Annotated in this window: 18 protein-coding genes; 10 read left to right on the forward strand and 8 right to left on the reverse strand. The window is 74.5% G+C overall.

What is annotated here, in order from left to right:
• The first annotated feature begins 30 nt into the window (after positions 1 to 30).
• Genes ACWD1Z_RS08665 through ACWD1Z_RS08690 form a run of 6 tightly spaced genes read left to right on the forward strand, consistent with a single transcriptional unit; the run spans position 31 to position 13295 of the window.
• Entirely contained in the window at positions 31 to 885 is an 855-nt protein-coding gene (locus ACWD1Z_RS08665) for a DUF4132 domain-containing protein (protein ID WP_451116762.1), read from the forward strand.
• Positions 882 to 5843 (forward strand): hypothetical protein, encoded by a 4962-nt coding sequence (locus ACWD1Z_RS08670; protein WP_451116763.1) that lies wholly within the window; start codon positions 882 to 884, stop codon positions 5841 to 5843. Before ACWD1Z_RS08665 ends, ACWD1Z_RS08670 begins: the two co-directional genes overlap by 4 nt.
• On the forward strand, positions 5840 to 6130 hold the full coding sequence (locus tag ACWD1Z_RS08675; protein WP_451116765.1) for a hypothetical protein: 291 nt from the start codon (positions 5840 to 5842) through the stop codon (positions 6128 to 6130). The genes ACWD1Z_RS08670 and ACWD1Z_RS08675 overlap by 4 nt, the downstream gene beginning before the upstream one ends.
• On the forward strand, positions 6127 to 7296 hold the full coding sequence (locus tag ACWD1Z_RS08680) for an ATP-binding protein (protein ID WP_451116767.1): 1170 nt from the start codon (positions 6127 to 6129) through the stop codon (positions 7294 to 7296). Before ACWD1Z_RS08675 ends, ACWD1Z_RS08680 begins: the two co-directional genes overlap by 4 nt.
• 6 nt (positions 7297 to 7302) lie before the next feature.
• Positions 7303 to 11301: a vWA domain-containing protein gene (locus tag ACWD1Z_RS08685; protein WP_451116768.1), complete on the forward strand. Its 3999-nt coding sequence runs from the start codon at positions 7303 to 7305 to the stop codon at positions 11299 to 11301.
• Positions 11298 to 13295: a hypothetical protein gene (locus tag ACWD1Z_RS08690; RefSeq protein WP_451116770.1), complete on the forward strand. Its 1998-nt coding sequence runs from the start codon at positions 11298 to 11300 to the stop codon at positions 13293 to 13295. The genes ACWD1Z_RS08685 and ACWD1Z_RS08690 overlap by 4 nt, the downstream gene beginning before the upstream one ends.
• Positions 13296 to 13326: 31 nt before the next feature.
• On the opposite strand, the gene ACWD1Z_RS08695 is transcribed toward ACWD1Z_RS08690, so the two are convergent.
• The gene (locus tag ACWD1Z_RS08695; RefSeq protein ID WP_451116772.1) at positions 13327 to 14880 is read right to left on the reverse strand and encodes an MFS transporter; all 1554 of its coding nucleotides are present in this window, start codon (positions 14878 to 14880) and stop codon (positions 13327 to 13329) included.
• A gap of 284 nt (positions 14881 to 15164) precedes the next feature.
• On the opposite strand from ACWD1Z_RS08695, the gene ACWD1Z_RS08700 reads away from it, so the two are divergent.
• Complete coding sequence (locus ACWD1Z_RS08700) at positions 15165 to 16343, forward strand: hypothetical protein (protein WP_451116773.1); 1179 nt, start codon at positions 15165 to 15167, stop codon at positions 16341 to 16343.
• A 57-nt stretch (positions 16344 to 16400) separates the two neighbouring features.
• On the opposite strand, the gene ACWD1Z_RS08705 is transcribed toward ACWD1Z_RS08700, so the two are convergent.
• The gene (locus ACWD1Z_RS08705) at positions 16401 to 16691 is read right to left on the reverse strand and encodes a DUF6355 family natural product biosynthesis protein (protein ID WP_451116774.1); all 291 of its coding nucleotides are present in this window, start codon (positions 16689 to 16691) and stop codon (positions 16401 to 16403) included.
• Positions 16692 to 17210: 519 nt separating this feature from the next.
• On the opposite strand from ACWD1Z_RS08705, the gene ACWD1Z_RS08710 reads away from it, so the two are divergent.
• The 3 genes from ACWD1Z_RS08710 to ACWD1Z_RS08720 all read left to right on the forward strand — a co-directional run bounded on the left by ACWD1Z_RS08710 (position 17211) and on the right by ACWD1Z_RS08720 (position 21181).
• A complete protein-coding gene (locus ACWD1Z_RS08710; RefSeq protein ID WP_451116776.1) occupies positions 17211 to 18119 on the forward strand; it encodes an RNA polymerase sigma-70 factor in 909 nt (302 codons plus the stop codon).
• Positions 18120 to 18366: 247 nt separating this feature from the next.
• Positions 18367 to 18795 carry a VOC family protein gene (locus tag ACWD1Z_RS08715; protein WP_451116778.1) on the forward strand — a complete coding sequence of 143 codons (429 nt, stop codon included), beginning with the start codon at positions 18367 to 18369 and terminating at the stop codon, positions 18793 to 18795.
• A 769-nt stretch (positions 18796 to 19564) separates the two neighbouring features.
• Positions 19565 to 21181 carry an MFS transporter gene (locus ACWD1Z_RS08720; RefSeq protein ID WP_451116780.1) on the forward strand — a complete coding sequence of 539 codons (1617 nt, stop codon included), beginning with the start codon at positions 19565 to 19567 and terminating at the stop codon, positions 21179 to 21181.
• Here ACWD1Z_RS08720 and ACWD1Z_RS08725 read toward each other — a convergent pair.
• The 6 genes from ACWD1Z_RS08725 to ACWD1Z_RS08750 form a co-directional block, all read right to left on the reverse strand.
• On the reverse strand, positions 21162 to 21458 hold the full coding sequence (locus tag ACWD1Z_RS08725) for a hypothetical protein (protein ID WP_451116782.1): 297 nt from the start codon (positions 21456 to 21458) through the stop codon (positions 21162 to 21164). The two genes, ACWD1Z_RS08720 and ACWD1Z_RS08725, sit on opposite strands and share 20 nt — an antisense overlap.
• A gap of 120 nt (positions 21459 to 21578) precedes the next feature.
• A complete protein-coding gene (locus ACWD1Z_RS08730; protein ID WP_451116784.1) occupies positions 21579 to 22226 on the reverse strand; it encodes a TetR/AcrR family transcriptional regulator in 648 nt (215 codons plus the stop codon).
• A 120-nt stretch (positions 22227 to 22346) separates the two neighbouring features.
• Entirely contained in the window at positions 22347 to 23591 is a 1245-nt protein-coding gene (locus tag ACWD1Z_RS08735) for an FAD-dependent oxidoreductase (protein ID WP_451116786.1), read from the reverse strand.
• 31 nt (positions 23592 to 23622) lie between these two features.
• Positions 23623 to 24297 (reverse strand): maleylpyruvate isomerase family mycothiol-dependent enzyme, encoded by a 675-nt coding sequence (locus tag ACWD1Z_RS08740; protein WP_451116788.1) that lies wholly within the window; start codon positions 24295 to 24297, stop codon positions 23623 to 23625.
• Positions 24297 to 25136 (reverse strand): fumarylacetoacetate hydrolase family protein, encoded by an 840-nt coding sequence (locus ACWD1Z_RS08745; protein ID WP_451116789.1) that lies wholly within the window; start codon positions 25134 to 25136, stop codon positions 24297 to 24299. The genes ACWD1Z_RS08740 and ACWD1Z_RS08745 overlap by 1 nt, the downstream gene beginning before the upstream one ends.
• On the reverse strand, positions 25133 to 26302 hold the full coding sequence (locus ACWD1Z_RS08750; protein ID WP_451116790.1) for a cupin domain-containing protein: 1170 nt from the start codon (positions 26300 to 26302) through the stop codon (positions 25133 to 25135). Before ACWD1Z_RS08750 ends, ACWD1Z_RS08745 begins: the two co-directional genes overlap by 4 nt.
• Positions 26303 to 26350: the final 48 nt, after the last annotated feature.

A 26350-nucleotide genomic window follows, 5' to 3' on the forward strand; every position in this document is an offset into this window, starting at 1 on the left:
CACTTGATCACTGAGTGCGGGGAGGCACCTGTGGGGTGGGTGACGGCCGGCGACTACGAGGTCGCTCTGGACGCGGGGAAGGTCGTGTGCCGCAACGCGGCCGGGCGACGGCTGAAGTCGGTGCCGGCCAAACTCGCGGACGATCCCGCGGTGGTGGGGCTGCGTCAGCTCGCCGAGTGGCTGGAGCGGCACGAACGGCAGTGCCTGACCGACGTGGAGCGGTGGATGGTGCGCTCGCTTCCGGTGCCGCTGGCGGTCGTCGCCCGGGTGTGGCCCGACCCGGCCTGGCAGCACGCCCTGCGCGACCTGGTGGTCACCGGCCCGGACGGCGCGGTCGCCGGCTTCCTGCGGGACGCCGACCCGGACCGCGGACTCGGGCTCGTCGACCTCGACGGCGACACCGTGCGCATCAGCCCCGAACTCGTGCGCATCCCGCACCCGGTGCTGCTGGAGGACCTGGAGGACTTGCGGGAGTTCGCCGTCGAACTCGGCGTCGAGCAGCGGGCCCAGCAGCTCTTCCGCGAGGTGTGGCACCGCCCCGCGGATCTCGACACCGATGCCGCGGCCGTGGAGGACTACGCGGGCGGGGCCTTCAAGGAGCTGCGGTTCCTGCACGGCAGGACCACCCAGCTCGGCTACCGCGTCCGCGGCGGTGACGCCGTCTGCTCGCTGCGCGAGGACGGCCGCGCGCTCGAGGCCCGCGTCTGGATCGGCGACTACGACACCTACCTGGAGACCGAGACCGGCCCGCTGACCTGGACGGACGGCGGCGGCAAGGTGCTGAGGCTCGGTCAGGTCGGGCCGGTGGCCTGGTCGGAGGGGATGCGCATGGCGGCCGCGCTGTACGCCGGGCGCGACATCGAGGACGAGGAGAAGGCCGCATGAGCACGTACGACGAGACCACCGCGGCCGCGCTGCTGGAGGCGGGCGCCGTCCTGCCGCCGGGCACCACCACCCGCGAGGACGCGGACACCCTCACCGTCCGCACCTACACCCACCCCGCCCTGGACGACCGGCGGGTGGTCCGGCTGGTCCCGGGCACCCTCGGCGAGGCCGAGGACCTGGCCCTGGAGTTCCTCGGGCTGGCCCGCGAGCCCCAGGCGCCCGAGATCGGCCAGGTGCGCCGCGAGACACTCGGGTTCCCGGCCTGGGCACTGGTCCACGACCCGGCCAACGGCCACCATGCCCTGGCCCTCGTCAAGGACGTCGAACGGCTCGCCCGCCAGGCCAAGTCCCGCCCCGGCACCGCCAAGGAGGGCTTCGAGGAACTCGGCGAACGGCTCGGCCGGGCCGTCCCGCACTTCCTGCCGACCTTCTACGAGCAGGCGGCCCGGATCTTCCTCCAGCACGAGAACACCACCTACGCGGCGGCCTTCTTCGGCAAGGCGCGCGAGGCCGAGCGGGTGCACGCGCTGGCCGTGGACGAGGACCGGCAGCGGGCGGTGTTCCTGGAGTTCGCCTTCGCCGGGGCGCTGACCGTCAAGGCCCTCAAGGAGCATGTGAAGGACCTCGCCCGGCGGCTGGACCCGCGGGCGGCGTGGGCGCAGTACCGGCAGCTGACGGTGGAGCGCTGCGCGGCCGGCATGCCGCCGTACGCCTCGCTGCCGCAGGACGCCCGGAGCCTGATCAAGGCGGCCGGGCTGTCCCGGGTCACCGAGGAGTGCGAGCTGGTCGCCGACCTGATCGCCTCGCCGGCCGCCGTGCGGGCTCCGGCCTCCTTCTGGAACACCTACCGGGCCACCCTGACCGTCCTCGCCGAACAGCGCCCGGCCGTACGGGTGCGGCTGCTGGAGATCATGCCGAGCGGTCTCGGCCGCGGCGTCGAGGACGACGAGTTCTGGCTGGGGCTGCTCGCGGAGACCGGCGCCGACCGGCTGCTGACCGGCGAGGACGCCGAAGCTGCGGGCGGTGTCGACGCGGCGGACTGGCTCGGCCGCTGGGCGAGCCACCGCAAGCACGGCGCCGCGGTCTCCTGGCGCTCCCCCGCCACCCTCGCGCTGGTCGCGCGCATGGCGCTGCGGCTGCGCGCCGACGGCCGGCCGGTCGACCTGTTCACCGGCCGCTGGCACGCCGGAGCCGACCCGGACCTCCTCGACCTGTGCGCGGCGCAGGACGTGCCGCTGGCGATGCCGGACGAGGACACCCGAGTCCATCTGGGGCTCGACCGGTGGCTGCGCGACGAGCGCGCCGGCCGCCGTGACCTGACGGCCACCGCCGCCGACCCCCGGCTGCGGCGGCTGCTGTACGAGGCGATCGGCACCCTGAGCGGCGACCGTTCCCTGTCCGCCCTGCTGGAACCGGTCGCCGGGCATCCCGTACTGGGCGAGGTGCTGCGCGACTGGCTCGCCGACTCGGCCGCCGAGTACACCGAGGCGACCGGCCTGCCCGCGGCACGCACGGCGCTGGAGCGGATGCGGCCCTTCCGTCCGGTGGCCGCCCGTGTGCACGCCGATGCGGTCGCCCGCGTCGCCGCCCACGACATCGCGCCGGTGCTGGCGCGCACCCTGCGCGCGGGCATCCTGGACGAACTGGGCTGGCCCGCCCTGGAGGAGGGCCTGCGGCTGCTCGACACGGAGACCCGCGGCAAGGGCCACCACGACGAGCTGGCGGTCGGCGAGGCCTGGCCCGCGCTGATCCTGTCCCGGGGGCACAAGGCGGTCGTCGTCGGGCCGGAGAAGGTGCTGCTCGAGCACGATCTGCGGCTGCCCGTCGAGCTGGACCGCTGGAGCCGCCCGCAGTTCCGCTGGACCGACGGCGAGCTGCTGGTGATGTGGCGGCAGGAGGGCAAGCAGGTCGGCTACTGGTCGGCCCGGCCGTCCGAGGTGTTCACCCTGGGCGGCGAGCAGATCGGCTACGGCTACGGCCGTCACCTCGGTCACCCCTCGATCCCGCTGCCCGGAGGCGGCCGGGCCACCGGCGGCCGCACGCTGCACGCCGGGGACACCGTCCTGCCCGCCGGCCGTGCCGTCATCGGCGACGGCACCACCTGCTGGCGCGAGGGCCGGCAGGGGCGGCAGGAGGTGTGGCTGGAGTACGACCCGGCGACGGGCACGCACGGGCGTGCCTCACTGCCCGCCTTCCTGCGGTCCGCCGTCCGGGAGGACGCCCGGCTGGAGCAGCGCCTGTGCGAGGTCCTGCCCCTGCAACCCGGGCTGGAGCAGAGCCCGTTCGGCACCGACGGCACCGTCCTGGGCCGCTGGGTGCGCACCGCGGGGACGGGCGGCGAGGCGGTGACGACCGCCGGTACACCGGACGGCCGGACCGCGGTCCTGCGCCGCACCCGCGGCGTTCCGCTGGGCTGCCTGCGGCTGCCCGGGGGCGCCGCGCCGGTGGTCGCGATGGCCGGCGGGCAGATCGGCCTGTTCGCGGCCGACGGCGGCCCCGACTCAGGGTTGCTCGGCCGGGTGACCGTGGGCGAGCGCGGCAGCGAGTTCGCCGCGGGCAGCCGGTACGTACCTCCGGTGGCGTTCTGGCACGCGCTGCGCCCCCGCGACGAGCGGGCGTCGGCGGTGCTGCGCGCTCTGAGCGACGAGCGGGCGGCCGGGCTGCTGCGGGCCGGCACGGCCGCCCTGGCGGAGCACCGGGCGCAGCTCGCGGCGGCCGGTGACGCCGAGGCCCGCGGCAAGCTCCCCTCCGCCGACGAGGTCCTGGGGCGGGCCGTCGGGTCGGCGCTGCCCGAGGTCACCGACGAGCGGCTGCTGATGGGCGTCTCCGCCCTGGTCCGTGCGGCGCTCCGGCTCACCGAGTCGGCCACCGCCCTCGCCGCACCGCCCGTCGAGCGGGACCGCCCGGACCGCCGCCGCACCGAGGGCATGTTCGCGGACTACCGCCCGGAGCACGGCGACGACCGGACGCTGAACAGCGCCGCCGGTGGCATCGCCGGGCTGTGGGGAGGCTGGAGCAGCCAGCGCCAGTGGACCGCGCTGCGCCAGATCCGCGCGGTGAACCACGTCCTGTCCGGACGGCCCGCCGACGGCAAGCCGCTGTCCGCCGAATCCGGCCGGCCGGCCCCGCTCGGCGACGGCTGGACCAGTGACGAGCACACCGTCCCCGGCATCGGCATGATCTGGCCGTCGCTGCTGGGCGTGCTGCGCCCGCTCGCCTACCGGGCCGCCCTGCCGACGGTGTCCGAGGCCCAGCGCGAGGCGCTGCTCCTGCTGTTCGAGGCCCTCGCCGAAGGGCCGCTCGCCGCACCCGGGGACAGCCTGCGCGAGGTCCTGCTCGGCGAGCCGCGCGACAACCAGCAGCGCGTCGGCCAGGTGCTGCGCCGGGACGGCCGTACCGTCGTCGTCCTCGGCTGCCAGAACGTCGACACCGCGCGCGGCAGGGTGAACTGGCTGGCCCTGGACCACGATCCGTCCGGCCGGTTCGGCGCGATCGCCCACTTCACCCTGGAGCGCGAGACCCGGGACCCCCAGGCGTTCCCCGCCGACGGACTGGCCGCCGTCGCCCGGCTGATCCGGGAGAAGGGCGTGGCCCCCTGGCGGGCCGAGGCGCCCGAGGCGTTCGCCGCCGTGACACGGGGCGGGCTCGGCCCGCTCCAGGCGACCGTGCTGCTGGCCGCCCAGCCACGCGACCACGACGCGCAGACGCTCGCCGTCATGGGCCTGAAGCCGCGCCGGATGGACCAGGCGAACAGCATGCTCGACTCGCTCACCGCGGAGGACCGCACCGCGCTGCTCGGCGCCCTGCTGCCCGCCGACCCCGCCGACCTGTGGTCGACCGGACCGGACCTGGAGGCCGCGGGCCGGGTGTGGGCCGAGCGGCTGGGCTCCGTCGTCCGGGTGCCCGAGGAACTCTCCGCGGACCTGGCCGGACTGCCCGCCGCCTCCGCCGGGGTAGTCCTCAACCCCGGGCGCACCCGCTGGATCAGCCGGACCACGGCCCTGCGCCCCGACAAGGACGGCACCTGGGTCCCGGACGACCCGTCCGCCCTGCCCAGCCACTACGACCTGGGCAGCGCCGTGGCCGCCCTGGCCTCGCTCGCCTACGCCCTCCCCTACGGGCACCCCCTGCGCCCCGTTCTCCCGGAGAGCCTCGCCGCGCTGCGCCGCCGGTTCGCCGACCCGGAGCTGGTGCTCCCGCTCGGCGTCGAGTGGACGGAGAAGGGCGGCCCCACGGCCGTGGAGGTGCGCAAGGCGTACGGGCTCGCGGACACCGGAGGCGCCGACGCGCAGGGCCAGACCCGCGTCGGCGAGGCGCTGGTGCTGCGCCCCTGGCACGGCGACAGCGAGATCACCCTGGTCCGCCCCGCGGGCCTGACCGGGCCGGACGACTCCGTGTTCGGCCTCCTGGAAGGGCTCGTCGGCCCCCAACGCGGCGCGGGACTGGGGTGGTTGCGGGCACTCCTCGGCGACGACCTCGCCCGGGCCGTCGCCGCCGACGGCCCCGCCGGGTACGCCCAGGACCCCATGGTCAGCGTGCCGGACCTGGTCACGGAGGTCGCCGCGGCCCACGGCTTGGGCGAGGACGCGGCGGCGCTCTACCTCCAGTTGCTCGCCCTGCCCGACCCGACGGATCGCAACTGCGCCCGCTGGACCGGCTGGAAGCCCGCCCGGCTGAAGAAGGCCCGCGCGGAACTGGCGGCGACCGGCCTGGTCGTCGAGGCCAAGCGGCCGCGCGCCGGGCGTGCCCTCTTCCTGCCCGGTGGCTGGCGCGACCTCAAGGGCGCCGCGCTGCCGGTGGAGAGCTGGAAGGAGGGCCTGTACGCGATATCCGACCGGATGCGTACCGTGCCGCACCTCCCGCTGCCCGAACTGTTCGCCCGCGCCTGGGAACGGGTCCGCGCCGACGACGCACCGGCGTACGAGGAGCTGATCACGCGGAGGGGACGCCGCCGATGACGACCCCCCAACTGGCCGGCCACGCGCCGGCCGACCGGGAGAACCAGGTAGGCCACGCGCCGGCCGACCCGAAGAACGAGGCCACCCGCACGCCCGCCGACCCGAAGCACCAGGCCACCCGCACGCCCGCCGACCCGAAGAACCAGGCCACCCGCACGCCCGCCGACCCGAAGCACCAGGCCAGCCACACGCCCACCGACCCGAAGAGCCAGGCCACCCGCACGCCCGCCGACCCGAAGAGCCAGGCCACCCGCACGCCCACCAGCCGGAAGAGCCGCCGCCGATGACCTCCACCCTGCCCTCCGCCCCGACCCGCCAGATCGTCCCGCCCGAGGATCTGCACGCCACCGAGCTGGCGTTCCTCGCCGCGTACGACGGCGGGCCACGTCCGCCCGCCTGGCACCTCACGCCCCGGGCCGTCGTCACGTTCGTCATGGGCAGCGGCGGCCAGGCGCTGAAGCTGCCCGACACCGCCGAGGTACCGGACGGCGTGCCGCGGCGCCTGACGGTGTCGGCCAAGTTCGTCGGCGAGCGGGCGCTGGTCGAGCGGTGTGTCGTCACGCTCGCGGGAGAGCGCGGGCTGCTGCTGGTCGGCGAGCCCGGCACCGCCAAGTCCATGCTGTCCGAGCTGTTGTCGGCCGCCGTGTGCGGCACCAGCGGCCTGGTCGTGCAGGGCACCGCGGGCACCACCGAGGACCAGCTCAAGTACGGCTGGAACTACGCCCTGTTGCTGGCCCAGGGCCCCAGCCGGCAGGCGCTGGTGCCCTCGCCGGTGCTCACCGCCATGTCCCGGGGCGCCATCGCCCGGGTCGAGGAGGTCACCCGCTGTCTGCCGGAGGTGCAGGACGCGCTGGTCTCCCTGCTCTCCGAGCGGCGTATCGCCGTCCCCGAACTGGCGGGCGGCGAGGACTCGTTGGCGCATGCCGCGCCCGGCTTCAACCTCATCGCCACCGCCAACCTGCGCGACCGGGGCGTCTCCGAGATGTCCGCCGCGCTCAAGCGCCGCTTCAACTTCGAGACGGTCGGCCCCATCGCGGACCTCGACGCCGAGACCGCGCTGGTGCGCAGTCAGGCGCGGGCGTCCGTGGAGCGGGCCGGTGCCGCCTTCCAGGTCGACGACGCGGTGCTGGAGGCCCTGGTGACCGCCTTCCGGGACCTGCGGGAGGGCCGGTCGGCGGAGGGCTGGGAGGTGGAGCGGCCGTCCACCGTGATGAGCACCGCGGAGGCGGTGTCGGTGGCGGGCGCGCTGGGTCTCGCGGCGGCGTACTTCCCGGGCGACCGCGATGTGCTCGGGCTCCTGCCGGGCCATCTGCTCGGAGTGGTCCGCAAGGACGACCCCGCCGACGCGGCCCGGCTGCGCGGCTACTGGGACGGCCCGGTCCGGCGGCGCGCCGAGCAGGGCTCCGCCACCTGGCGCACCCTGTGGGACCTGCGCACGGTGCTGGAGGGCTGACGGGCCATGTCCCTCTCCCCCGACGAGGCCGTGGCGGCCCTGACCGATCCGGCGGGGCCGTACCTCATCGGCGTACGGCACCACGCGCCGTCCCTGGCAGCGGCGGTGCCCGCCCTGCTGGACGCGGCGAAGCCGGACGTGGTGCTCGTCGAACTCCCCGCCGAGATGCAGGAGTGGCTGCCGTGGCTGGGACACGAGGAGACCCGCGCCCCGGTCGCCCTCGCGGCCGCGCCGCCGGGCGGGGTCGGCGGACCGGCGTTCTACCCGTTCGCCGACTTCTCCCCCGAGCTGGCCGCGATCCGCTGGGCGGCTCGACGGGGGATCCCGGCCCTGGCCTGCGACCTGCCCCTGGCCGACCGGGCGTGGGGAGGGGGACACGGTGCGCTGCGCCCGGCGTCCGCCGGTCCGGGCGGGCGGGGTTCGGGGGGACCGGCGCCCGCCGACCCAGACAGGCGTGGTGCGGTCGGGTCGGCGTCCGTCGGTGCGGGGGGACGCCATGCGGCGGGGTCGGCGGGCGTTGGCCCCGGGGGGTCCGATACGGCGGGACCCGTGTCCGTTCGGCCCGGGGGGCCCGGTGCGGTGGGGCCGGTGTCTGACGACCCCGCGGGGCCCGGTGCGGCCGGACCCGCGTCCGTTCACACCGAGGAGAGGGGACTGGTGGGACCTGCGTCCGGCGGCCCCCAGGGGCCCGATACGGCGGGATCCGCGTCCGTTCGCACCGAGGGGCGCGATACAGCGGGACCGGCGTCCGTCGGTCCGGGGTCGGTGGGCGTCGGGCCTGGGATTGCCGATGCGTTGCGGGCACGGCTGACCGGGCGTTCGGGGGACGATCTGTGGGACCGGCTCGTGGAGGCCACGGCGCCGGGATCGCCGCCGGAGGCGTTGCGGCGGGCGGCGCTGCTGACGGGATGGGCGTTGCGCGAGGACGCGGCGGCCTCGGGGGGCGTGCCCGAGCTGGATCTGCGGCGTGAGCGGTGGATGCGGGCCCGGCTGGCGGCGGCGACCGCCGACGGGGCGCGGGCCGCGCTGGTCGTCGGCGCGTTCCATGCCCCGGCACTGACGGCGGGCGAGCCCGCCCCGGAGCTGGACGCGCCCGCGGCGGGCGGGGGTTGGATCACTTCTCTCATCCCGTACACCTACGCCCTGCTGGACGAGCGGTCCGGCTACCCGGCCGGTATCCGCGACCCGGAGTGGCAGCACCTGGTGCTGCGGGCGGCCGGGGATCCCGCCGCGCTGGAGGAGGCGCTGACCCGGGCGGCGGTGGAGGTGTGTGCCGCGTTGCGGTCGCTGGGGCATCCGTCGGGGCCCGCCGACGCGCGGGAGATCAGTCGGCTGGCCGGTGATCTGGCTCGGCTGCGGGGGCTGCCCGCGGCGGGGCGCGGCGAGTTGGCGGAGGCGGTGCAGACGGTGCTCGCGCAGGGCGAGCCGTACGGCCGGGGCAGGGCCGTCGCCCTGGCGATGGAGCGGGTCCTCGTCGGGACCCGTACCGGCCGGCCCGCGCCCGGCGCACCGCGCAGCGGCCTCGCTCCGGCCGTGGAGTCGGAGGTGGCCGCGCTCGGACTGCCCGGCCCGGGCGACGGCAGCGCCCCGCGTGATCTGCGGCTGGATCCGCTGCGGTCGGATCTGGACCGCCGACGCGAGGTGCTGCTGCGGCGGCTGACGGTGTGCGGGGTGCCGTACGGGCAAGCCCAGGAGGTGGCCGGGGCGGGCGGGGCCGAGGCGCTCACCTCGCGGTGGGAGGTGCGCTGGACTCCCGCCACGGCGGCGATGCTGACCGCGGCGGGCGTACGCGGGGTCACGGCGGCGCAGGCCGCCGAGGGTGTGCTGCGCGAACGTCGGCGCGCGGAGCGGGACGAGGGCGGCAGTACGGCCGAGCAGACGCTACGGGGGCTGCGGGAGGCGGCGGAGTGCGGACTGCCCGCGCTCGCGGACGAACGGCTCGCCGACGTCGCCGACGTGCTGCCCCACTCCGGCACCCTCCCCGAACTCCTCGCCGCCCTCGCCCTGTCGGACCGGCTGCGCGCCGGTCACATCCCGGGGCTCGGCGCCGACGACGACCGTACGGCGAGGGCCGCCGCGGTGGCCGAGCTGCTGACGTCCGCCGCGGTGCGCCAGGTGGACGGACTCACCGGCTCCGAGGACCCGGCGGACGCCCACGCCCTGCTCGAACTGGCCCACCGAGCCGACGAGTTGGGCGGCATCCGGCTCGCCGACGCGCTGGCCCGGCTGGCCGCCGACGGCTCGCCGCTGATGCGGGGCGCCGCAGGGGCCGTACGCGTGCTGCTCGGACACGAGGCGCCCGGCGCGCTGGGCGGCCGTATCGCCTCCTGGGTCGACTCGGCGACCGGGCCGGAGTCCCGGTCGGATCTCACCGCGCGCCTCACGGGCGTACTGACCGCGGCCGGACCGCTCCTGGAGTCTGCCTCCGCCGCGCTGGAGCCGCTGCTGAGCCGGGTGGTGGAGGTGTCCGACCGGGCGTTCCTCGACCGCCTGCCCGCGCTGCGGGGCGGGTTCGACACGCTCAGCCCGGCAGCGCGTGAACGCCTGCTGTCCGCCGTCGAGGAGCGGCTGGGCGGCACGGCAGGCGTGACCGACACCGGTGCGGTGGACCCCGCCGCGCTCGCCGCCTGGACCCGCGCGGATCTCGTGGCCCGGGCGGGGATGGAAGGGCTGGGGCTGCTGCCGGCACCGCGAGCCCTCCCGTTGGCGTCGGCTGCCCTTCCGGCGGTGGCGGCTGCCCTTCCGGCGGTGGCACGATCGCTCCCGGTGGCGCCACGGTCAATCCCGGCGGCGCCGGAATCACTCCCGGCGGCTCCACCAGCCCTTCCGGCGGCGCCACCAGCCCTTCCGGCGGCGACCGAAGTGCCCGGGACCGCTACGGTCCTGGGGGACCACCGCCTCTCCCCCGCCGACCGCTGGCGGCTCGTGCTGGGCCGGCGCACCGATCAACTGCCGCGTTCCGCTGCCGGGTTGGCGACCGCGCTGGACGAGTTGTACGGCACCGGGCGCGGTGAGGGCAGTCGAGGCGGACTGCCCGGGGCGGGCGGCCGGGGCGGCGGGCGGGAGGCGCCCTACCCCGGGGTGCGGGAGTGGTCCGAGGAACTGGCGGCGCTGTTCGGGCCGGGGATCCGGGAGGAGGTGCTGGCGGCAGCGGCGGCGTCGGGGCGGACCGATGTGCTGGCCGAGCTCGATCCGGAGCGTGCGCGGCCCTCGGTGGATCTGCTGCGGACGGTGCTGCGGCATGCGGGCGGACTGCCCGAGGCCCGGCTGGCCGCGCTGCGCCCGCTCGTGCGGCGTCTGGTGGACGCGCTGACCCGGGAGCTGGCCACGCGGCTGCGACCGGCCCTGCACGGTACGGCTCTGCCGCGGCCGGGGCGGCGGCCGGGCGGGGGCCTGGACCTGCCGCGCACCCTGCGCGCCAACCTGGCGGCAGCGCGGCGCGGCCCGGACGGGCGGATCGTGGTCGTCCCCGAGCGGCCGGTGTTCCGTACGCGGGCGAAGCGGGCCGCGGACTGGCGGCTGATCCTGGTCACGGACGTGTCGGGGTCGATGGAGGCGTCCACGGTGTGGGCCGCCCTCACCGCCTCGGTGCTGGCGGGAGTGCCGACTCTGTCCACGCACTTCCTCGCCTTCTCCACGGAGGTCATCGACCTCACCGGCCATGTCGACGACCCGCTGTCCCTGCTGCTGGAGGTCAGCGTGGGCGGCGGCACGCACATCGCCGCGGGGCTGCGGCACGCGCGGGAGCTGGTGACCGTGCCGTCGCGGACGCTCGTCGTGGTCGTCAGCGACTTCGAGGAGGGCTATCCGCTCGGCGGGCTGCTCGCCGAGGTGCGCGCCCTGGTCGGGGCCGGCTGCCAGGTGCTGGGCTGCGCGAGCCTCGACGACGCGGGCCGCCCCCGCTACTCCACCGGCGTGGCGGGACAGCTGGTCGCCGCGGGCATGCCGGTGGCCGCCCTCAGTCCGCTCGAACTCGCCCGCTGGGTAGGGGAGAAGATCGCATGAGCCCGGGCCTTCCGCCGGTCGCGCCGGAGGTGACCGCAGAACTGGTCGAAGCGTTGTCGCCCCGGCTGCGCAAGCGGCTGGACGCGGGTGTCGCCAAGCTGGCCGGTCGTCCGGCCGTCGTGGACGGGGACACGGTACGCGTGGCGGTGGACGACGACACCGACCTCGAACTGCACGCGCCGGGCGGGGTGGTGAGCAGCGCGGACGCGATCCGGTGCGGGTGCCTGCTGGCGCCGGCCTGTCTGCACCGGGCGGCGATCGCATCGGCGGCACCTGTCGCGGACGCCCCGGCCCCGGACGACGCCGCGGAGGCGACAGCGGGCTCGGCGGGCTCGGCGGGTTCGGCGGGTTCGGCGGGTTCGGCGGGGCCACCGGATCCCGTCCCGGCGGCGACCACGCCAACACCACGGGATCCCGACCCGGCGGCGGGCACGGCAGCACCGCCGAGTTCCGGCCCCACCACGGCTACACCAGCCCCGTCCAATACCGACCCCACGACGAACACGGCATCCCCACCGAACCCCGCCCCCACCACCGACACAGCAGCCCCGCCGGATCCCGACCCGACGTCGAACACCCCGACGCCACCGGATCCCGACCCCACCGCAACCCCCGGCCAGCTCACCGCCGTTCACGCCCTGCGCGCCGCGGCGGCCGCCGTGCTCGACGCCGGTACGGACGGCGCCGGGGCCGTCGTGCAGGCGGAGTTGCTGCGCGCGGCGCACACCGCGCGGCTCGCCGGGCTGCCCCGGGCCGCCGCGGCGGCGGTCGCCGCGGTCACCGGGCTGCGCGCGGCGCGCGGAGCGGATCCGTCGTACCGCCTCGCCGACCTCGTCAGCGCGCTGCACGCCGTCCTGAGCGCGGCGCACCGCCTGCCGCGCGCCACCGGCCCCGAACTGGCGGCGCTGCGCGGCAGCGTGCGGCAGCCGTACACCCCGGACGGCTCCCTGCGGCTGTACGGCCTCTTCTCGGAGCCGGTCCTCACGGCGACCGGTTACGCGGGCGCCGTGACCTGGACCGCCGACGCGCAGGGCCGCCTGTACACGGTGTCCGACGTCGCGCCGGGCGGGGCGGGCCGCGCGGTCGGCGCCGCCGAGCGTGCCGTACGCGTCGGAGACACCGCGCTGACGCACCGGGAGCTGGCCCGCGCGGGGCTCGCGGTGTCCGGGGCGACGGTGTCGCCGACCGGGCGGCTGGGCGCGGGCAAGGGGGTACGGGCGGTGCGCGCGGCCGGGGTGGCGTGGGACGGCGATCCGCTGGACCGGCTGTGGGCCGTGCCGGTTGCCGCGCAGGCGCTGCGGGCGCTGTCCGAGGACGGGCCCGACCTGCTCTTCCTGGACGTCACGCTTCTCGGCACGGTCCGTGAGGCGGCGGGTGACTGTCTGCTCGCCGACTGCGGCGGTCTGACGGTCCGTCTTGCCGCCGCCCATGACCATCCGGCGCTTCCCGACCGCGACAACCTGCGGCTGCTGGCCGCCGCGCCGGGCACCCGGCTGCGCGTCGTGGCCCGTCTCTCCCCCGCCCCGCACGCCCGCGCCCTCCTCCTGGCCACGGCCCACCCCGCCGACCCCGACGCCCGCGTGGACCTGGGCTTCGACCGCCTCCAGCAAGCGGACCTGCCCGCGGCCACGTCACCCGCACCCACGGCTCCCGGACGGGCGGTTGCCGCATCCCCTCCCGACGAACCCCCGCTGCACCTGCTGCGCCGCCGAGTGCAACAGGCCGCCTCGGGAGGCCGCCGGGTACTGGCGTTACCCGGCGACAGCGCCTCCGACGCCCGGCGGCTGGGCCGCCTCGGTCTCGCCACCGCGGGCGATCTGCTGGAGGAGTTGCACGCGGCGGCCGCGGACCGGGATCGCGACGCCTTCGGCCGCCTGGTCCCTGCCGACGCCGATCGTTTCGCCCGAGCCTGGCTGGGCGCGGCCCACTACACGGCCGAGGTGGAGCGGGCGCTGTGCGCGGCGGCCTGGGGAGCGGAGCCGGACCTGGCGTGAGGCGCATCCCTCACACCGGCCCCGGCATCCCTCACACCGATCCCGGCATCCCTGCCCCACCCTTGAGCCGTTCCAGGTCGGACGGCCGGACCTGGATGGCCAGCACCGCGATCAGCGCCGCGACCACGGTGAAGATCGCCGCTGTGATGAAGGCCGAGGAGACTCCCGCGGTGAGCACCTCGTCCGACCAGGGCGGTGGCAGCTCGCCGGTGCGCTCGAAGCGCAGGCGTTCGGCGGGGGTGGCCTGGGAGAGGTAGTCCGCTACCTGCTCGTCCGCCTCGTTCCTGCTCGCCGTGCCGTACATCGTGACGAGGATGGACAGGCCGAGCGAGCCGCCGACCTGCTGCGTGGCGTTGAGGAGCCCGGAGGCCGCGCCGGTCTCCCGGACCGAGACGTTGGACAGCGCCATCAGCGTGAGCGAGACGAACTCCATGCCCATGCCGAGGCTGAAGACGAGCATCGGTCCGAGGACGCTGCCGGCGTAGGTGGAGTTGACGTCGGTGAGGGTCAGCCAGCTCAGACCGGCCGCGGCCAGGATGGCGCCGACCACCATGAAGGGTTTGGGCCCGTACGTGGGCAGGAACTTGGACGCGAGTCCGGCGCCGATCGCGATGACCGCGCTGACCGGCAGGAAGGCGAGCCCGGCCTGCAGCGGGCTGAAGTCCAGCACGTTCTGCACGAAGAGGGTCAGGAAGAAGAACATGCCGAAGATCGCGGCGGCCAGGCACAGCATGATGCCGTAGGTGCCCGCGCGGTTGCGGTCGAGGAACATGTGCAGCGGCGTGATGGGCTGGGTGGACCGGCGTTCCACCAGGATGAACGCGGCCAGGAGGAGTACGGCCGCGGCGAACGAGGCCAGCGTGAGCGGGTCGCGCCAACCGTCCTGCGCGGCCCGGATGAAGCCGTACACCAGCAGCACCATGCCCGCCGTGGAGGTCAGGGCGCCTGAGATGTCGAAGTGGCCGGGGTGGCGTTCGGACTCCTTGATCCAGCGGGGTGTGGCGAGCGCGATGAGCAGGCCGATGGGGACGTTGACGAAGAGCACCCATCGCCAGTTCAGCCACTCCACGAGCATGCCGCCGGCCAGCAGTCCGATCGCGCCGCCGCCCGCCGAGACGGCGGCGAACACGCCGAACGCCCGGTTGCGTTCCGGGCCTTCGCGGAAAGTGGTGCTGATCAGGGCGAGGGAGGTCGGGGAGGCGATGGCGCCGCCGACGCCCTGGAGGGCGCGTGCGGCCAGGAGTTGGGGCTCGTTCTGGGCGAACCCGCCGAGCAGGGAGGCGAACACGAACAGCAGCACGCCGAAGATGAACACCCGCCGTCGGCCGAGGATGTCGCCGGCCCGGCCGCCGAGGAGCAGCAGTCCGCCGAAGGTCAGGGTGTAGGCGTTGACCACCCAGGACAGGCTGGTGGTGGAGAAGTCCAGGGAGCGCTGGATGTCCGGCAGCGCGATGTTCACGATGGTGATGTCCAGGACCACCATCAGCTGGCACGAGGCGATGACGAACAGGGCCATCGCGTTTCCGCCACCGCCGTTTTCCTTGGCGGTGGTCTGCGGGGATGTGGGCTGCGGGCCAGAGCTCATGTCGTGTCGCACTCTCGGGGCTTGCACCCTCGTGAGGGGCCGGTGAACGGCTCCGTCCACCGTCGGTCCACCGTTCGACCGTACGCCGGTGCCTGGGCGGTCACCACTCGATCAACCGCACCCCCTTGACGCTCTCGAGGGCCGTTGGCACACTCCCGGGCCATCGCAGAAAACGCTTGCTATGTCACGCGCCCTGTGTGAATCGATTCAATCACCGCGTATTCCACACCGCACGTGACCAAGGCGCGTTCCGCGCCCCCCAACCCCCCATAGGAGAAGCCGAGATGGCACATCGAGCCGCAACAGCCCGCCGCAGGCGCGCCGTTGTCACCGCAGCCTGCGCCACCGCCCTGCTCACCGGCGCCGCCGTACTGTCCCGCCCCGCGACCGCGGCCGCACCGCAGCCGGCCGCGGCCTGCGGTGAGGGCGCCTACCAGGCGGAGGCGGTGCTCAGCGGCAGCACCTGGACCGCCCGCCGCGGCAGTTCCGTGGTCTACACCGGCACGGACATGCGCGCGGCGATGCAGGCCGCCGTCAGCAGCCTGACGGCGGGCCGCACGTCGAAGGAACGGGTCGTCGTACGCGGCTCGGGGTCGATCAGCGCAGGGTCCCGGGTCTCCCTGCCCAGCTACACGGTCCTCGACGTCTGCGGCACGATCAACGTCACCGGATCGGGCTCCGGCGACCAGGCCCCGGTCTACGCCCGGGGCGTCCGCGACATCGAGGTCCAGCATCTCAACGTCACCGGCACACCGCTCTACGGCATCTTCCTGCGCAACGTCCAGAACGTCGTGCTCGGCCAGATCGACATGCGCCTGTCGGCCGGGCTCGGGGTCCGCATCGACAACCGCGGCGACACCAGCCAGTGGACCCGCAACGTCCGGATCGACAGCGTGTACGTGTCCGGCGCGAGCAGCCACGCGGTGGAGACGTACGGCGTGGACGGCCTCACCGTCGGCACGGTCACCGCCCGCAATGTGGGCCACTCGGGCCTGCTCCTGAACCAGACGATCAACGCCACCGTCACCAGGGTCGACGCCGACGGCGCGGGCACCGGCACCGGTTACGCGGCCTTCCGCATGGCCAACCGCAACGGCCGGGTGGGCAGTTCGTACCCCACCAACATCCGGGTGGGCGAGGTGATCGCGCGCGGCGGCGGACGCGGGGTGTTCTGCGTGTCGGAGAGCGGCGGGGCGGTCATCGACCGGGTCAACCTGACGAACACGGGCAACAACGCGATCCTGATCGAGAACTGCACCAACGTGAACATCGCCGCCCAGAGCGGCAGCGTCACCGGCGGCGGCGAGATCCGGCTCGCGGCCCGTTCGGAGTTCCCCAACAACTCCGGCATCACCATCCAGAACCTCACGGTCACCAACTCGGCGATCAACGAGAACCCTTGCGGGACCAACACCACGTTCCGCAACAACACGCTCGTCAACAGCCGGCAGACCATCTGCTGAACCGCGAGGGGCGGACCGGCCGCTCAGCCCGTCCGCCCCTGTGCGCGTGTCCCCCGATCAGCAGGTGCGGCCCACGTAGTACGCGCCATCGATCTTGGAGGAGGAGCCCAGCCAGGTCTTGCCGGGCGCGACACACCGCTCGTAGTCGGGGGCCCAGGCGGCCTCGACCTTGATGACGACCCGGGAGCCGTCCGAGGTGCAGTGGTGGTAGTAGGCGTCGGAGCCGGTCTCGAAGAAGCCGCACGGGTCGGCGACGGCGGAACCGGCGGCCGTGGTGACCACGCCGAAAGAGGAGAGGACGAGGGCCGCGCTGCCGAGGGCGCCGGTCACGAAACGACGAACACGCAAGGGAACTCCATGCGGTGAAGGGGTCGGGGCCGGGCTTCCGGCCGCCGATCCGATGATCAATGCCGAGCCAGGATCACCGCTTCCCGCCGCCGAGTTGATCAACTGGCGGCCCTCTTCACCCGACGTATCGATTTGTCGTTACGCCGATCGGTTGACGAGGACTCAAGGCGGCCCAGAGGTTGTCGCTCGTGCGACGTCCTCGTCGACAAGGGCCACCGGCAACCCGGACGCGGCTGCGCCCTGCGTCGCTGTTCACCAGCTCGGGACGGGCCACCACCAGCCGCTGCGCCAGGGCCTGTATGAGCCGTACGTCCGCGGCGGTCATGCGCTCGGAAGGCCGGCCTGGACGCTCTACGAGATGTGTTCAGCGACTGGTTGCTGGCCCATCTCAAGGGCCGGGACGTGACGCTGTGCTCGCGCAACTTCGCGCCTGACGGCACCTGACCAGCCTCCCGATGTCACAGAACTACGGTGCCCGGTGTCCTGTGGGGGACGCAGTCGACAGCGGAGGGACCACGCATGGCAGGCACGGCACAGGCGGGCGACTCCGCCACCAGGGCGTTCGTCGCGCACCGCAATCTGCTCTTCACCGTGGCCTACGAGCTGCTCGGCTCGGCCGCCGACGCCGAGGACGTTCTCCAGGAGACCTGGCTGCGCTGGGCGGGCGTCGACCTGGCCACCGTACAGAATCAGCGCGCGTACCTCGTACGGATCGCCACCCGCCAGGCGCTGATCCGGCTGCGCACCCTGGAGCGCCGCAAGGAGACCTACGTCGGCCCCTGGCTGCCCGAGCCGCTGCTGACGGCGCCGGACGTGGCGGAGGACGTGGAGCTGGCCGACAGCGTCTCGATGGCGATGCTGCTGGTGCTGGAGACGCTCACGCCGACCGAGCGGGCGGTGTTCGTGCTGCGCGAGGTGTTCGCCCTCGACTACGACGAGATCGCCGAGGCCGTGGAGAAGAAGCCGGCGGCGGTACGGCAGATCGCCCACCGGGCCCGGTCGCACGTCGCCGCGCGCCGCCCGCGCGGGGAGGTCTCGGCGGCGGAGTCCAAGGCCGCGCTCGGAGCGTTCCGACGCGCTGTCGAGACAGGCGACTTGCAGGGCCTGCTCGACATCCTCGCGCCGGATGTCGTGTTCCTGGGCGACGGCGGCGGGGTCGCCCAGGCCGCGCTGTCCCCGATCGTGGGCGCCGGGAGCGTGGCGGCACTCCTGGCCGCGTCCCGGCTTGCCTCGGTGGCCCCGCTGGAGGCGGCCCAGGTCAACGGCTCCCCGGCACTGGTCCTTCGCCTTCGCGGGAAGGTCGACACAGTGCTGGCGGTGCGCATCGACGAGGGCCTCATCACGGGCCTGTACGCGGTCCGCAACCCGGAGAAGCTGGCGCGGATGGGGCGGGAGACGGAGCTGCGGCGCCGGGTGAGCACGTACTGAGGGCGTTGCGCCGGATCGTGGCCCGGAGCCGTGGCAGCGGAAACCGCGTTGCTCCGGACCGTGACGATCACTAAGGTCCTTCGGGTGACTGCCGGGTCGGCCTTGGGCCATGCACGAGTGAGTTTCCCGGCCTCGGCGTGAGCCCGAGGCGGGCCAGAGCCCCGCCCTCCCCTCCGCGTCCTCCCGTAGGCGCCCGCACGCGGCACCCGTCCCAGCGGATACCGAGACCCGGAGAAACCCACCACACATGCCGAACGAACAGCAGCGCCCGCACGCTCCCGAACTGCCGACGACATCCGTCCAGTTGAACCACACCGCCGTCTACGCCACCGACCGGCAGCTGTCCGCCGAGTTCCTGGCCGCCATCCTGGGCCTTGAGGTCGGCGCCCCGTTCGGGCCGTTCCTCCCCGTCGACCTCGGCAACGGCGTCACGCTCGACTACTACGAGATGCGCACCGAGCCGATCCAGCCGCAGCACTACGCGTTCCTCGTGCCGGACGGGCAGTTCGACGGCATGATCGCCCGCCTGGAGACCGTCGGGGTCACCTACTACGCCGACCCCGGTCACACCGAACCCGGCCGGATCAACCGCCTGTTCGGCGGTCGCGGTGCCTACTTCGACGACCCGGACGGCCACAACATGGAGATCATGACCCGGCCCTACGCCCGCCCCTAGCCGGGCTCCTCGCCGCGCCCTGCTCCTCCGGCTCCCACGCCTGGAGCAGGTCGAAGACCTGACGGTCACCGTCGAGTTCGAGGGCACCCACCGGGACACGGCCGTACGGCGTGAGGACCAGCTCACCGGCCGTGCCCCGGGCGGAGGCGACGGGCGGGCCGGCAGCGGGGCCGGGCGGAGACGGGTGCTCCGTACGCCGTCGGCGGCAAGCTCCAGGCGCCAGGAGCGGCCCTCGGTGGCGTGGGGGTCGACGGCGGCGGGCTTGTGCGGCCCGGCACTTGTCGTGGCGCAGCAGGTGGACAGGAACTCGTCGACGCCGTCGGGCGCCACCTCCTCCGGCAGCGACTGCGGGACGCCCAGGGCGAGTTGGGCGTCGTAGGTGTGTGCACCGTGACCTCCTGGAGCTGGTGCCGGACGACGGCACCGCAGCTCCCCGGCGATCGCGACGCGCCCCACGGGGGCAGGTCGGCACCGGCGCGTCGAGGCTGGGCGCGGAGGCTGTCGCGGTCCGGGAGGCGGTCGACCGGTCGTCGATCGGCCGCAGCAGAGCGGGGAACTCCAGTGGTCTGTCCACGCCGGGTGTCCATCACCGCGCGGCGCCGGACGGCACGCGGTTTCACCCGGCACCGCGCGCCGGGCCTGCGACGGCACCCCCTTACTTGCACACCTGTGGGCAATAACCTAATCTGCACATGAGTGAGCAATTAACTGCCACCGTGTCGTAGGCGCACCCCCGCCTTCCGCCCCTCCCTGCATCTCAGGACGTTCCATGCCGCTCTTCGCGAACACCCCCGTCGAGAAAATGCCCGGCCCCTACCCCCGCCGCTGGTGGGCCCTGCTGGTGCTCTGCCTCAGCCTGCTGGTCGTCGTCATGGCGAACACCTCGCTGATCGTGGCCGCGCCCGACATGACGAGGGACCTCGGGCTGTCCAGCAGTGACCTGCAGTGGGTCATCGACGGCTACACCGTCCCGTACGCCGCGCTGATGCTGGTCCTGGGCGCCCTGGGCGACAAGTACAGCCGGCGCGGCGCGCTCGTCAGCGGGCTGGTGATCTTCGCGGGCGGGTCGGTGCTGGGCAGCGTGGTCGACGAGACCGAGCTGGTCATCGCGGCCCGCGCCATCATGGGCGTCGGCGCCGCCGTGGTCATGCCGGCCACGCTCTCCTTGCTGGTCGCCATCTTCCCCAGGGGCGAGCGGGTGCGGGCCATCACCGCCTGGACCGCCACCTCCGGCCTCGCCATCGCCGCGGGCCCGCTGCTGGCCGGCCGGCTGCTGCAGAACCACGCCTGGGGCTCGACGTTCCTGATCAACGTGCCCATCGTCCTCGCCGGCGTGGTCGGCGCGCTGGTCCTCGTCCCGCCGTCCAAGGCACAGAACATGGGGCGGATCGACTACGTCGGCGGCCTGCTCTCCATCGTCTCCGTCGCCGCGCTCGTCTACGCGATCATCGAGGGCCCGCACTTCGGCTGGGGCGCCGGACCGGTCACCGCGGCCGTGGTCGCCGGCGCCGGTCTGCTCGCGTTCGTCGGGTGGGAGCTGCGCCATCCGCACCCGATGCTGGACGTGCGCAAGTTCCTCCAGCGGCCCTTCAGCGGCTCGATGATCGCGGTGCTGTTCTTCTTCTTCGGCACCTTCGGCTCGATCTACTACTCCACCCAGTTCCTGCAGTTCGTCCTCGGCTACGACGCCCTGGAGACCGGTGTCCGGCTGACGCCGCTGGCCGGGGCCGTGTTCGTCGGCGCCGCCGTCACCGGCAGGCTGTCGCCCAGGCTCGGGGTGAAGGCGATGGTCGGGACCGGGATGGTGCTCGGCGCGGCGGCCGTCTTCCTGCTCACCCTGGTCGACGCCGGCTCGGGGTACTCCGCCTTCCTGCCGACCATGCTGCTGCTCGGTTTCGCGATCGGCCTCAGCGTCTCCCCCGCCACCGACACGATCATGGGTTCCTTCCCCGAGTCGGAGCTGGGCGTCGGCGGCGGCGCCAACGACACCTCGCTGGAGCTCGGCGGTTCCCTCGGCATCGCGCTGCTGGGCTCCCTGCTCAGCACGTCCTACCAGGACAGGCTGACCGATCTGGTCGGCGGACGGTTGCCGGCCGAGGCCCTGCGCACCGCCCAGGAGTCGGCGGGCGGTGGCCTCGCCGTCGCCGAGGAGATCGCCAAGAACCCGGCCGGCGGCGCCGAGCAGGCCCGGGCCCTGGTCGACGCGGTGCACGAGGCGTTCGCCCACGGCGTCGCGTACACCAGCCTCGTCGGTGGCGTCATCATGGCCGCCGGTGCCGTGCTCGTCCTTCTCGTCCTGCCCGGCAACCGCGCCATGAAGCAGCACCAGGAGCAGTCGCCCGAGCCGCGGAAGGAGCGGGTGAGCGCTAGCGGGTCACCACGGTGAGCACCGGGTAGATCCTCGGCTTCGTTTCGGGGACGCCGAGCTCCTGGAGGATGGGCACGATGGTCTCCCCGAACTCCCGGAACGCCTCCTCGGACTCCCATACGTCGACCACGAGCCAGCCGTCGGAGGTAGGGGCGGCGGTGTGCGAGACGAGGCCGGCCACCGGCCAGTCCGAGGGGCTCGTCAACGGGCCGGGGCGGCCGGTCAGCCGCTCCACGCTCTGCTCGTACTGGGCCTGGGTCATCCCCGGCAGTTCGAAGACCACGACGACGGACATGGGGCGCTCCCTCACAGGGCGGTACAGGGTCCGGCCCAGTCGACCACCCCGCCGCGCCACGGGCGCGTCGGCCTGAGCCGTACGGAGCACACGGGGCAGGCCGCAGGCGGGACCGCCGGATCAGTCGTCGGCGCCGGCCCCGCGGACCGCCGTCGGCGCGATCTCGGCGACCACCCCGCTCGCCCGCTCCTGCGGCACCCCGGCGGCGATCAGCGTGGCGAGGGCGGTTCTGGCGCCGTCGTCCTCCAGCGCCCCGGTGTTGACCTCCTCCAGCAGCGCGACATACATGGCCTCAAGACCGGCGCTCAGCACGGCGGGCGGCAGATGGGTGTGGAAGACACCGTCCCGCTGCCCCCTTTCCAGGATGGCGGTGACCTCGGAGCGGGCCGGGGACAGGATCTCCGTCACGCGCTCGATGCCGAGGTCGCGCCGGGCGAGCGCCAGGAGCATCCGGTAGCGGTCGCCGACGGGCCACATGGTGAGGACGAAGTGCGCGAGCGCCCGTTCGGCCGGCTCGGCGGGCCTGACCGCCTCGGCCAGCGCGGCGCGCAGCGTCTCGGACGCCTCCTCGGCGAGCGCCTCCAGCAGCGCCGGGCGCCCGGGGAAGTGACCGAAGAGGGTCCGCCGTACGACGCCGGAGGCCCGCGCCAGTTCCTCCAGCGTGATGTCGGGGTTGCGGCCGAGCTCCTGGCGGGCGGTGGCCAGGATGCGCGCCCGGTTGGACCGCGCGTTGCGTCGCTGCGGCACGCGGGCCACGGGCTTGGTCACGGGGAACCTCGGTGAAGCGGTACGGGGGGACGAGGGGTCCGGAGGCGGTCGTGTTCATTCTGGCACGACGGGTGCTCCTCGCCCGGCCGTTGGCCGGCGAGGGTGCGCGGGCCGTCGTGCTCATCCTCCGTCCGCCTCCGGGGGCGCGGAGGACAGCGGGATCGGGGTGAACATGGGGGGCTCCTCCTCGGGCGTGAGCGCGGTGGGGCCGTACACCCAGTCGGTGAAGGAGTAGTCGTAGGTGTCCCGCGCCCGCATGATCGCGTTGCGCCGGCGCCGGCGCTCGCCGTCGAGGTGCCACAGCTCGCCCCAGGCACGGGCCGTGGTCTGCACCCGCCGGCAGTGCGGCACGCGAACCGCCTCGTAGGCCGCGAGGGCCGCGTCCCAGTCCCGGTGCCGGGCGTGGTGCTCGGCCAGTACCCAGCCGTCCTCGATCGCCATGATCGCGCCCTGCGCCAGGTACTGGAGGGGCGGATGGGCGGCGTCGCCGAGCAGGGCGATCCGGCCGTGCACCCAGGTGTCCACGGGGTCCCGGTCGAGCATCTGCCACCGGCGGTCCCGCCACATCAGCGGAATGCCCTTGCGTACGGTGTCGCAGGCGGCCTCGAAGGCCGCGTCCAGCTCGTCGGGGGTGCCCCAGTCGGCCTGTCCGGCCAGGGCCTTGGGCGACTCGAAGACGGCGACCTGGTTGAACATGTCGCCGCCGCGCAGGGCGTACTGGACGAAGTGGCAGCGGGGGCCGACATGGACGGTGACGTCCTTCTCCGCGATGCCGTTCTCCCGGACCTGCTCGATCGGGACGGCGGCACGGTAGGCGACGTAGTGGGAGCTGACGACGTCGTCGCCCACGAGCAGGCGGCGGGCCGTGGAGTGCAGCCCGTCGGCCGCGACGACCAGCGGGGCGGACTCGGTCCGGCCGTCCTCCAGCACGGCCCGGGCGCCGCCGGGGGTGTGGTCGTAGCCGATGACGGTCCGGTCGGTGAGCAGCTCGACACCGGCGCTCCGGCAGGCGCGCAGGAAGATGCCGTGCAGATCGCTGCGGTGGATGACCATGTACGGGAAGCCGTACCGGCGTTCGAGGTCGCGCAGGTCCAGCCGGGTCAGCTCCCGGCCGTCGAGCGCGTCGCGCATCACCATGTGCGCGGGGAGGACGCCGAGCGTCTTGGCCTCCTCCAGCAGGCCGTACGCGGCGAGGATGCGGGTGCAGTTGGGTGCGATCTGGAGGCCCGCGCCCACCTCGCCGAACTCGCTGGCGCGTTCGAGGACGCGCACCCGCAGTCCCTGGCGGGCCAGGGCGAAGGCGGAACCGAGGCCGCCGATCCCGCCGCCGACGATGAGGACGTCGGGGCCGCAGGGAGGGTTCATGATCTGCTCCTTCGGTCGCGGGCGGCGGCGCTCAGAGCCAGGGGCCCAGAGCGGGGGCGGACGGGCCGGTGTCCCGGCCGGTCAGATATGCGGCCAGGTCGGGCAACTCACCGGTGCGGAGCGCGGGTTCGCCCCCGCCCGGCAGGTCCCAGGCGGCGGTCGGGGCCCGCAGGGCGACGGCCGGGCCCGGAGCCGCCGACCGTCTGGCCACGACGTCGTCGCACAGCGCCCTCAGGAAGTCGTCCGGGAGATCGGCGAAGGTGACGGTGGTCGACAGATCGACGGCGTGCACGCAGACCTCGCGGGCCCGCAGCCACGGCACCTCGGTGGCCGGTACGGTCCGGCCCTGCGCGGTGACCACCCGCGCCCGCCACTGTGCCTCGTCGAGCGCGGCCATCCCCTTCTCCAGGGCGTCCGCGGAGTCCCGCAGCCACGCGGTGAGTTCGGCGGCGGGCAGGGCGCGGCCCCGCTCGATGCCCCGGGCGCGCTCCTCGGGCGAGGCGTACATCGGGGTGGGTTCGCCGGTGGCGGCCCAGTGCACGAGGTTGCCGAGCGCGTCGGCGTTGGCCGCCACATGGGCGACCAGGTGCGCGCGGGTCCAGCCGGGCAGGGCGCTCGGCTCGTCGAACCGGTTGTCCACCGCCCCCAGGAACAGCTCGGTGCCGAGCCGGGCCCAGCGGCGGGCGTCGTCGAGGGTGCGCGGCATCAGGCGGACTTCTCCTCGACGATCCGGTTCTCCAGGCGGCCGATTCCCTGGATCTCGGTGACGACGGTTTCACCGCCGAGGAGGTAGCGCTCGGGCCGGCGGGCGTGGCCGACGCCACCGGGGGTGCCGGTGGCGATGATGTCGCCGGGGTTGAGGCGGACGACGGTGGAGACGTACCCGACCAGGTCGACGGGGTCGAACAGCAGGTCGCCGGTGGAGTCGGACTGCATGACCTCGCCGTCCACCCGCAGCGTCACGTCCAGGACGGGGCGGACCCCGCCGGGCAGCTCGTCCGGGGTGACCAGGAAGGGGCCGACAGGGGTGGCGGAGTCCCACATCTTGCCCTGGAGCCATTCGCGGGTGCGGAACTGCCAGTCCCGGCAGGTGATGTCGTTGAGCACGGTGAACCCGGCGACGGCCGCCTCCGCCTCGGCGCCCCGGGCGCGGCGCACGCGGGCGCCGACGACGACGGCGAGTTCGGCCTCCCAGTCGAACTTCCCGGTCTCCTGCGGGCGCGCGATGTCGTCGTGGGCGCCGATCAGGCAGTCCGCGAACTTCGCGAAGAGCGTGGGGTGTTCGGGCAGGTCGCGGCCCATCTCCTGGATGTGGTTGCGGTAGTTGAGGCCGACGCAGACCACCTTGGAGGGGGCGGGGACCACGGGCGCGAAGTCGGCGCCGTCGAGGGAGTACGCCGTCCCGGTCACCGTCGCGGCCAGATCCTGCCAGTCGTCCTGGCCGAGCAGAGCGCCCACGTCGGGGAACCCGAGGTCGACCAGCCCTCCCCCGTCGAGGCGTACGGCCCTCGTCGTACCGCCGGTGCGGAGGGTCGCGAGCTTCATCGGGGGGTTCCTTCCACGTGGGTGCGGTCGAGCCGCAGGGCTTCGAGGACGGGCGCGTCGCTGAACCGGAACAGGTCCAGGGCGCCCGAGTCGGAGTCGGTGGCGCCGGCCTCGGAGCGGACCGAGAAGGGCTGCCAGGAGGGGACCACGAAGAGGTCGCCGCGGGTGACCGACCAGGTGGCGTCCCCGACGGTGACGGTGCCGGAGCCGTCGAAGACCTGGTGGACCGACGAGCCCGTCTCGCGCACCGGAGCGGTCTCGGTGCCGCGGGCGATCCGGTGCATCTCGGCCCGCATCGTGGGCAGCACGTCGGCGCCGGTCGCCGGATCGGTGAACCGGACGGCGGCGTGACCGGGCTCGACGGTGCCTCCGTAGCCCTCCGCCTCCAGGGCGAGCTGGTCGGTGAGGGCGCGGTCGGTGTGCTCCCAGCGGTAGGCGAGCAGCGGTGATCCGGGGCCGGTGGGCGCGGCGCCCACCGGGCGCAGGCCGGGGTGGCCCCACAGGCGTTCGGCGCGCGAGCGGTCGGGGGTGGTCCGCTCGGCGTCGCCGAGCCGGTCCCGGCCGAACTCGAAGAACTGGTTCTCGGTGGCGTACTGGAAGGGGATGTCCAGGCCGTCGATCCAGGCCATCGGCTCGGCGGTGGCGTTGTGGTGGGCGTGCCAGTTCCAGCCGGCCTGCGGCAGGAAGTCGCCGCGCCGCATGGCGACCGGGTCGCGTCCGACGACCGTCCACACGCCCTCGCCCTCGACGACGAAGCGGAAGGCGTGCTGGGTGTGCCGGTGCTCGGGGGCGTCCTCGCCGGGCATGAGGTACTGGATCGCGGCCCACAGCGTCGGTGTGGCGAAGGGCCGGCCGCCCAGGGAGGGGTTGGCCAGCGCGATGGCCCGCCGCTCGCCGCCCCGGCCGACCGGGACCAGGTCGCCGGCCCGGGCCGCGAGGTGCCGCAGCCGCTCCCAGCGCCACAGGTGCGGCTGGGCCCGGGAGCGCGGATGGGCGGGCATCAGATCGCCTATCTCGGTCCACAGCGGGACGAGCAGTTCCTGTTCGAAGCCCCGGTACAGCTCTTCGAGCGCCGGGGTGACCTCGGGCTGCCCGTCCGCGGCGACGGCCTGGAGGCGGACCGGCGAACCCGTGGCGGTGTCGTGCGCGATGGAGGACTGAGTCACGGACGACAGCGTGCGCGGCGTCCGTGGGGAGAACGGTGAGATTCTGGA

Source organism: Streptomyces sp. NPDC002784 (assembly GCF_053592135.1).